This window comes from Bacillus pfraonensis (assembly GCF_050768835.1).
Taxonomy (GTDB): Bacteria; Bacillota; Bacilli; order Bacillales; family Bacillaceae_G; genus Bacillus_A; species Bacillus_A pfraonensis.
In genome coordinates this window covers 18234-29716 of the sequence record NZ_JAHCDO010000005.1, presented here as the reverse complement: position 1 = coordinate 29716, position 11483 = coordinate 18234, and the positions used below count along the sequence as shown (strand labels likewise).

11 protein-coding genes are annotated in these 11483 nt (G+C 36.0%); 1 reads left to right on the top strand and 10 read right to left on the bottom strand.

From position 1 onward, the window contains the following. Nucleotides 1-232: 232 nt before the first annotated feature. The 6 genes from KFD70_RS06500 to KFD70_RS06475 all read right to left on the bottom strand — a co-directional run bounded on the left by KFD70_RS06500 (nucleotide 233) and on the right by KFD70_RS06475 (nucleotide 4359). Entirely contained in the window at nucleotides 233-811 is a 579-nt protein-coding gene (locus KFD70_RS06500; protein ID WP_336451012.1) for a TetR/AcrR family transcriptional regulator, read from the bottom strand. A 536-nt stretch (nucleotides 812-1347) separates the two neighbouring features. Beyond that, entirely contained in the window at nucleotides 1348-1662 is a 315-nt protein-coding gene (locus KFD70_RS06495) for a DMT family transporter (protein ID WP_336450729.1), read from the bottom strand. Between the two features lie 2 nt (nucleotides 1663-1664). Beyond that, nucleotides 1665-2021, bottom strand: coding sequence for a DMT family transporter (locus KFD70_RS06490; RefSeq protein ID WP_241817106.1), 357 nt, complete (start codon nucleotides 2019-2021; stop codon nucleotides 1665-1667). A 79-nt stretch (nucleotides 2022-2100) separates the two neighbouring features. Further along, a complete protein-coding gene (locus KFD70_RS06485; protein ID WP_431613078.1) occupies nucleotides 2101-2679 on the bottom strand; it encodes a TetR/AcrR family transcriptional regulator in 579 nt (192 codons plus the stop codon). A gap of 242 nt (nucleotides 2680-2921) precedes the next feature. Further along, nucleotides 2922-3377 (bottom strand): N-acetyltransferase, encoded by a 456-nt coding sequence (locus KFD70_RS06480; protein WP_336450727.1) that lies wholly within the window; start codon nucleotides 3375-3377, stop codon nucleotides 2922-2924. Nucleotides 3378-3873: 496 nt separating this feature from the next. Continuing rightward, on the bottom strand, nucleotides 3874-4359 hold the full coding sequence (locus KFD70_RS06475) for an Lrp/AsnC family transcriptional regulator (RefSeq protein WP_336450726.1): 486 nt from the start codon (nucleotides 4357-4359) through the stop codon (nucleotides 3874-3876). A 357-nt stretch (nucleotides 4360-4716) separates the two neighbouring features. Between KFD70_RS06475 and KFD70_RS06470 the strand changes: the two genes are divergently transcribed. After that, on the top strand, nucleotides 4717-5625 hold the full coding sequence (locus KFD70_RS06470; RefSeq protein ID WP_336450725.1) for a DMT family transporter: 909 nt from the start codon (nucleotides 4717-4719) through the stop codon (nucleotides 5623-5625). 40 nt (nucleotides 5626-5665) lie between these two features. Here the strand turns inward: KFD70_RS06470 and KFD70_RS06465 are convergent, their stop codons facing one another. The 4 genes from KFD70_RS06465 to KFD70_RS06450 form a co-directional block, all read right to left on the bottom strand. Further along, nucleotides 5666-6727, bottom strand: a complete 1062-nt coding sequence (locus KFD70_RS06465; RefSeq protein WP_336450724.1) for a DUF871 domain-containing protein — start codon at nucleotides 6725-6727, stop codon at nucleotides 5666-5668. Nucleotides 6728-6963: 236 nt separating this feature from the next. Further along, nucleotides 6964-8328, bottom strand: coding sequence for a PTS transporter subunit EIIC (locus KFD70_RS06460; protein WP_336450723.1), 1365 nt, complete (start codon nucleotides 8326-8328; stop codon nucleotides 6964-6966). A 24-nt stretch (nucleotides 8329-8352) separates the two neighbouring features. Next, nucleotides 8353-9237, bottom strand: a complete 885-nt coding sequence (gene murQ / locus KFD70_RS06455) for an N-acetylmuramic acid 6-phosphate etherase (RefSeq protein WP_336450722.1) — start codon at nucleotides 9235-9237, stop codon at nucleotides 8353-8355. 409 nt (nucleotides 9238-9646) lie between these two features. After that, a complete protein-coding gene (locus KFD70_RS06450) occupies nucleotides 9647-11317 on the bottom strand; it encodes an IS200/IS605 family accessory protein TnpB-related protein (protein ID WP_431613026.1) in 1671 nt (556 codons plus the stop codon). Between the last annotated feature and the right edge of the window lie 166 nt (nucleotides 11318-11483).

The following is an 11483-nucleotide window of genomic DNA, read 5'->3' as shown; positions in this document are numbered from 1 at the left end:
ATATGAATGGAATGATGAGATTTATTTGTAGTATTTACCTCTTACCTTATTTTTCATAAAGTGAAACTTTAATCAGTAAGTTTTTTTCTTCATCCTCATTAACTTCTTTGCTTACACTGAATTTTAAGGTCGGATCTTACTTCCCATTGATATAAGATACAGTGACTGACTTTCATTCATTTTCGAACAAAATGAACCCATCTCTTTACTATAAATGGATTCACCTAACTATTTATTCACGAATGTCCAATGCATGCGTTAAAAAGTCTAGTACTTCAGCTTTCTGAAGATCGACCTGATCATCCTGTTTATGATCATATAAATAAACTTGCTCTGCCGCAGATTCAACAAGAGCGATACATAACTTTGCCGTTCTTTCAACGTGAATTGAATTACGAATTGCCCCTAAATCTTTTGCTTCACTTAAAAATTGACTTAACCACATATAAAGAGGCTCATATACAGCTTCCCACTCTTTTATATGCTCAGTAGATGCAAGACCCGCATACATTAATGCTTGTATTTCACGATTTTCCTCTATAAAGTCAAAGACAGCATCTATCACTTGCATAACTTTCTTTGAAAAAGGTTCATTATTTTGTACCTTCTCTTTTACTGCGTGTATCATCTTTTCAACCATAACTTCTGCTATTGCAGGCATAACAGATAATTTAGAAGGAAAATACAAATAGAAAGTCCCTTGGGCAATACCGGCCAATTTTACAATGTCAGAGATCTTTGTTTTTTCAACTCCTTTTTCCTGAAACACTTCAATAGCTGCATAAACAATTTTCTCTTTTTTATTCATTATCCGAGTCCTTTCACACATGTATAGAATGACTGTCATTCATTCTATATGAAGTTTTATTGTACTGTCAACAATAGGGTGAAAGTTAAAAAAATTTTCTAATGTATTTTTCGAGTAACCAAATCAAAATTTAAAAAGCGGTTTTCAAAGTAAAAAAGAGATGTAATCTAGACTATCCCATCTTTATTTTCTCCATAGGAAAATCCCCCAATAGAACATAGAAGAATATTCTTCTTTTTCTATTAGGAGATCAAATCATAATATATGAGTTTTTATATCTATTCTTCATTCCATTATATATCTGTATAAGGTGAAACTTTAATCAGTGGGGTTTTTCTTCATCCCCCACTGATTATTAGCCCTGACCAATCGGGCTTTTACGGACAGTTTATCTCCCACCTAACTTCTTTGCTCTCGCTGAATTTTGAGGTGGGAGTATTACTGCCCGTTAATGCGGGATAAATAAGAACTAAACGAATTAACTCCAATACAGCTCCTCCTGTACTATCGGGTATACTTTGTAATAAGTCTTTCTATTTTTAAGAAAGAGCCTTTAATCCCGTTACTCCGCATACAATAAGAGCCACACTAATGATACGTGCCTTACTTTTAGACTCTCCAAATAAGAACATATTTAACAAAACGGCACCCGCTGTCCCTATACCAATCCAAACTGCATAAGCTACACTGACTTCTAAAAACAGGAAAGATGTGTATAAGAATGCGAAAGAAATACCAAATCCACCTAGATAAATCGCACCATTTGTTATTGATTTATCCTTACTGTACATTTTAAGACCGATTACTCCAACAATTTCACTTATTGCAGCACACAAAACAAAAATCCACCCCATTATTAAGCAGCTCCTTTCATAACTTCTTCTTCTTTTTCTTCTTTGTTATCAGCTAACTTCAAACCAATAACGCCAGCTACAACCATAACGATGAAGAATAATTTCCCTAGACTAAAACTTCCGCCAAAAAGAAAAACATCCATTAAGAAAGTTCCCACAGTTCCCGCTCCAGCAAAAACAGCGTATACTGTTCCTGTCGCAAGATGTTCACACGCTTTAGAAAGCAGGTAAAAATCAATACCAATAATTCCTATAATGATTACCCAATGCCACCAAGTGTGAGCTGTGTTAAAACCAAATACCCAAAACACTTCAAAAATACATGTTAATATTACATATAACCAAGCTTTATTTTTCATAAATTACCACCCTTTATGACTGATTGTCATTCATTTTCCACTTAAAAAATTTATCCATCATGTTACATCCAATGGATAGTTATTTTCCTATATTCAATGCATGTGTTAAAAAATCCAAAACTTCAGCTTTTTGTAAATTAGCTTCCTCCTCTTTTGCATAATCATATAAATAAATTTGTTCTGCTGCTGATTCAATTAAACCAATAAAAAGTTTTGAAGTTCTTTCAACATGAATAGAATTCCGTATTACATTCGCATCCTTCGCTTCTTCTAAAAAACGTTTTATCCAAACATAAAGAGGCTGATATACACTCTCCCACTTCTTTATATGTTCTGTTGATGCTAAACCGACATATATTAATGCTTGTATTTCGTGATGTTCCTTTGTAAACTCAAAAATTGCATCTACAATTTGCGAAAATGTATCTAAGAAAGAAGAGCTAGCTTTTGTTTTTTCTTCAACTGCACATATCATCTTCTCCACCATAACTTCTGCAATAGCAGGCACTACAGATAGTTTTGAAGAAAAATATAAATAGAAGGTTCCTTGCGCAATACCAGCAGATTTCACTATATCTGAAATCTTTGTTTTTTCAATTCCTTTTTCCCTAAAACATTCGATAGCAGCGTATACAATTTTTTCTTTTTTAGACATTATCTACACCCTTCCACGAAATAAAATGACTGAATGTCATTCATATATATTGTACATAGATGATTTATAAAATGTCAATCACAATTTTTTTTATAATTGATCTTGTTCATACATATATTAAAGTTTTACTTTATAAAAAATTAAATACTACTCGCTAAATTCAAAGATATGCCTGATCATAAACCACACATACTCAATGATGACAATACATTCGCACTGAGTATGTGCTGCATACGCTCTTAAATTCAAATCACATATCGAATCATCGCAACCTCATCACAGCAATCAAATTTCGAGCAATGTCTACAATCAATCCATACTTTCTCTGGCAATAAGTCTTTATTTACAAAATCGAAGCCACATTTTTCGAAAAATGCTGTTTCATACGTTAATGAGATGACCCTTTTTACTTTTATCTTTGCCGCCTCATCTATCACATGGTTGACGAGCATACGCCCTATCCCTTTTCCTGCATATGTATGCGAAACTACTAACGAACGTATTTCAGCTAGATCTTCCCCCAACACATGCAAACCAGCAACTCCCAAAATTTCCTCCCCCTCTTTCACAACATACAAACACTGTAAGTACTGGTAAAGAGACAAAAGTGAACGCGGCAGTACAACTCCCTCTTTCGAATATATTTCTATTAAGTTATATATATCTTTCACATCACTTGTAATCGCGTTAGAAATTTGCATGACCGATCTCCTTATATTAAATATTTATAACTTTAAATGTATATTAATTCATATTTTTATATAATAATACACCCGCTCTGCAATCGCGTCAATTATTATTCTGAATTTTTCATATAAAAATAAGGATCGATTTCTTTTATAATACCCATTTCAATCTCTCGCTTTTTTCTTATGATACAAAATGCACAACAAAAAACCTCCAAAACGGGAGGTCACTTTGAAACTATAACTTGATTTCACTCTTACTTTTAACTAGAAACAAAAACCACCAGACAACTCCTCTCTCCCCACAAAAAAAGAATAGCTTTAGCTCAATTTTTCAATTTGCATGTATGCAAAATCTTTCTAAGTATGCTAGTTACTGCCTCGAAAACAAAAGAAGACCTTCTCTCTTTTTCTCCTTTTGTTTTCACATGGCATGGGGCTAAAAAAGGCTCTGACCGTTTCTATGCTCGGCCGGATCCTCTCTTCCCTCAAAAAAGAATGGTTCTAAATCTTATTCTCCCAAATCCCGTATCGGCAATACCGTAGAAGATTTAATCTCCCTTAGCGCTAAACTCGTCTGTATTCGCGTAATCCCAAGCTTATTTAACTTTCTAATAAAACGCTCAAGTTCTTTCCGGTCTCTATTTGCGACCTTTAACAAGTAATCATATTCACCTGTTAAACAATGACACTCCAATACTTCAGGCATAGACTCCAATTCTCGTTCCAATACTTCAAGTTTTTCAGATTGATGAATATTTGTACTCATAAAAATAAAGGATAATAAATCAAATCCAAGCTTTTCTTGATTTAAAATCGCGACTTGTTTATTAATGAAACCTTCCCCTTCTAGCCTTTTTATTCGTGCATGCATCGCAGCCGGTGATAAATTAACACGACGTGCAAGTTCAGCATTACTCACTTGTGACTCCTTTTGTAAAATATCTAAAATTTGTACGTCCAAATCATCTAATACTTTAATAACAGATGACTCCATAAAGATCCCCCTTTTTCTTACCGACGATTCTTCGAAAAAATGCATAACAACACTAGTTAAATCAAATAAAATTTCATAATTATAACCTAAAACAAAATATTTTATCGAATTTTCATCATTATACAAAAGAATATATTAGATAACAAAGAAAAATGCTAAAATTATTTACAATTCATACGATATAAAAATTTTCACATAGCAGCCACTGCTTTGAAAACAAAAAAGGGTCTGCTCTCTTTTTCTCTCTTTGTTTTCTAATTGGCATGGATCCACCGCTTCTATGCATAATCGGATCCTCTTTAAAAAGAAAGGGTTTTGTCGTTTTTATTTACACACTACTAAAAGGAGTCACAAGTTATGCCATATTTTTATGTCTTTTTACTACTGCTAACAAGCTTACTATGGGGAGGAAACTTTGTCGTTGGAAAATCACTTGTAGATCATGCGTCTCCTATGACGCTTACAAGTTTAAGATGGATCATTGCCGTTCTTTGCTTATTACCGATTGTTTGGTTTAAAGAGAAGAAGCTTCTCCCGCCGCGCGCCGCAATTCTGCCCTTACTACTTATGGGCATCACCGGCGTTGTTCTCTTTAACATTTTTCAGTTTTTAGCATTAGAACACACATCCGCAACAAACGTTGGACTCATTTCTACACTAAATGCAATTTCAATCGCATTATTTTCGTCTTTATTCTTAAAAGAAAAAATAAATGGGCTTCAAATTCTTTCAATGATTCTTTCTTTTTTCGGCGTTCTTCTCGTTCTTTCAAAAGGAAATATCGCGCTTTTATTTTCATTACATTTTAATAGCGGAGATTTATGGATGATTGCGGCCGTTTGCATTTGGGGCATTTATTCTGTTTGTAGTAAATGGGCAACAAAAACGACCTCGCCAATGATGGCCACTTTATATTCTGGAATTTTCGGTGTCATCCTATTACTTCCATTTAACATGCCAAGCTTTACTGTTTCCCATATCAATGCTTCATTTATTACTTCACTGCTATACACAGGTTTAATTTCAACTGTAGTTTGTATGGTATTTTGGAATATTGGTGTTCAAAAATTAGGGGCAACCACGTCAGGTATCTTCCTAAATTTCAATCCAATTTTCACCGCTATTTTAGCGTTTTTATTCTTAGGCGAAGAGCTAACATGGGTACAAATTTTAGGAACTGCCATTGTCGTTACTGGTTGTTATTTATTTTCTCATTTTAAAACAGCAATTGTTCAACCGAGTACAAATTTAGCACGTAGTCACTAACAAAAAAATCGTCGATATCATATTATCGACGATTTTTTTATTATTTTTCAGATATAAGTTGAAACTTCTGTCCCGCTCCTACATAAGCCAATAATGGCAGATCCTCTTCAATCACGCTCCCAATTACGTTCACCTTTTCGTTCTCAGGTAAATTATTAATTGTAATTTGCATCTCACCAGCATATCTACCATACAGTACGTTATCGATTGTAACCGATCCCACTTTTCTTTCTACTGTATTCATAGGCTGTAAGACTAATGAGGATTCTTCTCTTGATTCCACAGAACGAATGACATCACGTGCTGGATCGAGCCGATTCGTGTGTAATCGCTCTATCTTTTCTAACACCTGTTTCTCTTCTATAACTGGCTTATACCGAATCGGAATAATTCCTTCTTTCACGCTAGAAATTTCACTTATACTTTCTACCGCTGCACTTATATCACCAATCAACACTTTATCAACGAAGCAATCTTGCATAAGTTCCAAATATGTCTCAAGCGGACGCATATATCGATGTTTTTCTAATGTAGGAAGTCCTTCATATAAAGGTCCTCTTTTTTCACCATCACCTGGAATAAATGCCATTGTTTTTATGCCGCACTCATGCAAAAATTGATTTTGTTTTTGCAAAAATGATTTGGCTAGTCCTGTTTCTGGACGTGGATAAAAATTATGCCATGCTTCTACATGTTCTACTTTCACATTTTCCTCAAGAAGCTCATTCCAGAAAAATTCAGTAATTATACTCGCATTTAAAGCAATCTTCATCTTATGTGATACATGTGCAATTTGTTTCGGAGCTATCCCATAGTCCATACGTAAACCAGTAATTCCCCACTCTAATAGTTGTTCCACATTTTCATACGTAAGTCCTAAATGATGTAATGACTTTGGAGAAACATCCACCATCAGTTCCATTTCGTATTTTTTTGCTTGCTTTCCAAGTATTTGTATTAACTCTTTATACGTTCTAGGGTCATCTTCTGGAATATGCAGAGAAGTAAAAATAGAAGAAAATCCGTACTCCCTCACCGTCTCCAACCATTTTTCCTGCTCCTCCATTTGATCTTTTGAAAGATATATAGAAACTCCGATCATCGTAATCTCTCCTTCTATAAAAAAGAGAAAGGAATCCCTTTCTCTCTATATAAATCCAATTTGATTTTCCAACATATCAATTGCGGCTATGAAAACCCAAAAGAGACTTCCACTCATTTTCTCCTTCTGTTTTCACATGGCATGGGGCTAAAAAAGGAACTGACCGCTTCTATCCACCGGCGGATCCTCTCCACCACCTAAAAGGAATGGTTTTATGTTGGTTTTTCAATCCGTATTTATATATTCTCCGCCATTTCTTCTTTAAATCCGAAGAAATACGTAAAGATAAATCCGAAGACATAAGCAATCACAAGACCAAGAAAATATAATAAATATTTATTATCGGCAATTAACGGAATTAATGATAATCCTGATACACCGATTCCGAGTGAAGCCGTTTTCATAACTGCTTGGAATGCACCGCCTACTGCTGCTCCTAAACAAGCGGTAATAAATGGTTTACCAAGTGGTAATGTAACACCGTATAGTAAAGGCTCACCAATTCCTAAGAATCCAACCGGTAGTGCTCCTTTAATTACATTGCGAAGACGTTTGTTTTTTGTTTTTACAAAAATCGCAATAGCTGCGCCTACTTGTCCAGCTCCTGCCATTGCTAAAACAGTTAATAATGGAGTTACATGTGTTTGATTAATAAACTCCATATGAATTGGTGTTAAACCATGATGCAGTCCTACCATAACAAGCGGTAAAAATGTTCCTGCAAGCACTGCTCCTGCAAATGCTCCACCAACATTTAAAATAGCGTTAATACCATTTGTAATTCCGTCAGATAGTAAACCAGCCACTGGCTGAATTGCTAACATCGTTACTAAACTTACAACCAATACGGTAATAAGCGGAGTCACAATAATATCTACTGCATTTGGTACTGCTTTTCGCACTTGTCTTTCCACAACAACCATAAGCCAAGCCGCAAAAATGACAGCGAATAACCCACCGCGCCCCGGCACCATTGCTTCACCAAATATTTTCACATTTGCCATAGCTGGGTTGAAGATTAAAATACCCGCAATCGCGCCGAGAACTGGAGTTCCTCCAAACTCTTTCGCTGTATTCAAGCCTACCAGAATACCAAGGAATGTAAAAATACCACCACCAATTAAAAGTAGCATTTGCAGCCAAGTGGCATTTGGATCTGCTCCTGCATTTTTCGCAAAGTTGGCAACACCATTAATAATTCCCGATGCGACAAGACCCGGAATTAATGGAATGAAAATATTACCGATTTTTCGCAATAGATTTTTAACAGGCGTATTATTTTTCTTCTTAATTGCTGCTTTCATATCTTGACCACGCTCTTCAAGAGGTTGGTCAGCAACCTCACCCATTCGTAATCCCGTTAAGACTTCCATTTCCGCAGCTACTTTATTCACAGTTCCTGGCCCAACGACAACTTGCAATGTTTCATCTTCAATCACACCCATGACACCGTCTACTTTTTTCAAAAGTTCCATATTCACTTTACTGTCATCATGAAGTGTTAAACGTAGACGCGTCATACAATGAGCAATACCAAGAATATTTTTTATACCCCCAAGTTGCTCCGTAATTTCATTGGCCATCCTTTGTTCTTTCTTCATTGCAAAATCCCCCTCCCTATTTTTTTACAATGCCTTTTTCACAAATCCTTTCGCATCTGTTAATTTTTCAAGTGCTTCCCCATATTCGCACTGCAGTAATATCATGACAATTGCAGCTTTCACATTACGATTTGCTTTCTCGTAATATGTCTCTGCTTCTTTGTACTCTGCACCTGTCGCTTCCATAATAATTCGCTTAGAGCGCTCAACTAACTTTTCATTTGTTGATTGCACATCAACCATTAAATTTTTATAAACCTTTCCTACGCCAATCATAGAAGCAGTTGAAATCATATTCAGCACTAATTTCTGCGCCGTTCCAGCCTTTAAGCGTGTAGAACCTGTTAACACCTCTGCACCTGTTTCTACTTCTACGCTAATTTTTGCAAATTTACTTATTTCAGCGCCCTTATTACATGAAATGCTAGCTGTACTTGCTCCGGCAGCATTTGCATACTTTAATCCACCTATAACATAAGGTGTTCTGCCACTTGCAGCAATTCCAATGACAGTGTCCTTATCATTTAACCCAATAGCCTTTAAATCCGCTACGGCAAGATCCTCTCGATCTTCAGCACCTTCCACGGCTTTCGTAAACGCTTTCAATCCACCTGCGATAAATCCTTGTACCTTTGTCTCATCTGTTCCGAATGTCGGTGGACATTCAACAGCATCTAAAATTCCTAAACGCCCGCTCGTACCAGCGCCAATATAAATTAATCGTCCGCCATTTTGAAAAGAGGAAATAACACTTTGAACAATTTTTTCAATTTGCTCGATTTCATTTTCGACCGCTACAGCGACTTTACGATCTTCTCGATTCATTGTTTGTAAAATTTCTTTTATGCTCATGTCATCTAAGTTCATCGTATTTTCATTTCGGTGTTCTGTTGATAAATTTTCTAGCATATTCTCACCCTCTTTGAAATTTTATTTCACACCTTCATTATATATAAGTGAAATTTAAAATCAATATTTAAATCCTATTTTATGAAATATAATTTCCTTTTATAACAACTTTGTGTCTATTCATGCAAATTGAACTACCCCACCTACCTCTAAACGAGCTTGAGGTGGGGGATTCTCCTGTCTCTGTACTCACAAAAACAGTTCCCCTCGTTCAACAAAGAAGATACAACGATATAGAAGTTCGGTAATGTCCCTAAGACAACCTATCCTATCTCCCGTGGAAAACAAAACAGGTACAACTACTTTTTCTTATATCGAGGCTAGAACACTTTGTCATGCATCCAGTTCCTAGACTTATTATCTGCTCTGGTAATAGGCGTAAAAATCTGGGACAAAGTGTTCTTTTTTATCATGCAAATAGTTTTGCTAGTTTTTTCTTTTCATTTTCAAATAAGTGTAACCGCTCGATTTGTAAAGCTTCTGTCGGCTGATCTACATCGTATAGCTGATAGAACTGATGTGTGCGAATATCCAATCGATTGTTTAATTGATGCCAATGACTCCAGTGGTGCGCTTCTTTCTTTGGAATATAAGATTTCAGAACCCGAGGCACTTTTTCTTTATATCCTAATCCACGACGCCCAATCGTAAAAGCAGCGGATTGATGAATAGAGATACCGAATTTTCGCATGTATTTCATCTTTCCGGAGATTGAAGTATAAGCGGGATTCACTTGAAAGACAGCCACGCCTCTTTTATCTGCACGATTCAGAATGGCACTTGTCATCTTCTCATATGCAAACATACTCTTCATCCGATTCACATGTTTATTTCCATATCGATTCCCTGTTTTCGATTGGGTTGTATCTAACTTCTCGATGACAATCGGCTTGTTATACCGATCCGCTAAGTCCACCAAGCGAATTGCTTCCACTTCGATGATTTTTGTGATTTGTCCTGTAGATTTCCCCATGATAGAAAAACGAAGGGAACCACTTCCTTTGTAATTTCCATCCTTCGTTACATTTGCCCAAGCAAAATGCTCAAGATTACAATCTACACCGATGACACCATCTGATGTGCTGTAATTCGTGTGTGGATTTTCCGGTACATCGACTAAACATTTCACAATATAATAGGAACCATAGTCTTCCACAGACCATGCAATCGGTTTGCCATGTTTTTTCTTATTCTTACACTGTAATTGAGTTGTGATTACTTCTTCAATGGCTTCTTGTCCATATGGGAACGTAACAGCTGGAAACATAAGTGTTTTCCCAGAACTTGTCGTCATCCATAAGTCTTTTGTCTCCGGCACATACTGAAATACAAAATTGCCATGTTTGGCATCTTTCCGACCAGATAGGATTAGTTGTTTATTTCGAGCACGAGAAAATGATGTTTTCCATTTGTCATGGTTACGTACAAACTCGCGGATGGTAAATTGCGAGCGAAACAGTTTTTTGCTTCCAAATACTGCGCTTGAAATATTCGTTTGATCGGATGAAAGTTTTTGCGTTAAACGGGATTGTCTGTGGGTGAGATAACCAATTTTCGCCTGAATTCTTTTGATTTGCACATCTAAGTATTGATGTTCAAACAGATATTCATTTAGCCAAATTAAGGTGTCTTTTTTACGAGATAAGGAGATGAGGTTGTTGTGCTTCGCGAAGCGGGTGTTTTTCGGAAACGTCAGCGTTCCTTTCACACAACTTTGTTTGATTTTGCGAAGATTTGTTAGTTTTGTCCGTTCTTGTTTCAACTTTTTCTTGAGCTTCTTAAACTTCTCTTGCGTTTGTTTCTCATATCGTTTTTGTAACGCCATTAAACCTGTAAACAACGCCTTTGCTTCTTGCGCCGCACTGTTTGCATAATAATCATTCAATTGATATTTCCGCTTGAGAACGAGATGAAGACTATCTGTATGCATCTTACGGTTCCAACGTTTTTCTCGAACCATCGTTTGAAATGCAAATCGTTTCGCCCGATTACATGTTTCAATTGTTTGTGTAACTGCAGCTACCACCCCATGGGGTAAATCTATCTTGTAGATCCGTTTCGAAAAATACGCTTTCTTCACCTGTTCTCACCTCCTTTTATTTGATAAGATTATTATACACCAAAACGAACATATGTTTTATAAAAAAGAGACGTTTTCTTTAAAAAGAAAAAACCGATTCATCCCCCACCTTCACTTCGTTTAGAGGAGGGGGTCTTCTCGGTTAAAATGATAAAAGAAACAAAAT

What these genes read in the sequence shown, in the direction of transcription:
- KFD70_RS06475 (WP_336450726.1), bottom strand. Translation starts at nt 4,359, where the DNA reads ATGGAGTCATCTGTTATTAAAGTATTAGATGATTTGGACGTACAAATT.
- KFD70_RS06465 (WP_336450724.1), bottom strand. Translation starts at nt 6,727, where the DNA reads ATGATCGGAGTTTCTATATATCTTTCAAAAGATCAAATGGAGGAGCAG.
- murQ (WP_336450722.1), bottom strand. Translation starts at nt 9,237, where the DNA reads ATGCTAGAAAATTTATCAACAGAACACCGAAATGAAAATACGATGAAC.
- KFD70_RS06480 (WP_336450727.1), bottom strand. Translation starts at nt 3,377, where the DNA reads ATGCAAATTTCTAACGCGATTACAAGTGATGTGAAAGATATATATAAC.
- KFD70_RS06470 (WP_336450725.1), top strand. Translation starts at nt 4,717, where the DNA reads ATGCCATATTTTTATGTCTTTTTACTACTGCTAACAAGCTTACTATGG.
- KFD70_RS06495 (WP_336450729.1), bottom strand. Translation starts at nt 1,662, where the DNA reads ATGGGGTGGATTTTTGTTTTGTGTGCTGCAATAAGTGAAATTGTTGGA.
- KFD70_RS06460 (WP_336450723.1), bottom strand. Translation starts at nt 8,328, where the DNA reads ATGAAGAAAGAACAAAGGATGGCCAATGAAATTACGGAGCAACTTGGG.
- KFD70_RS06490 (WP_241817106.1), bottom strand. Translation starts at nt 2,021, where the DNA reads ATGAAAAATAAAGCTTGGTTATATGTAATATTAACATGTATTTTTGAA.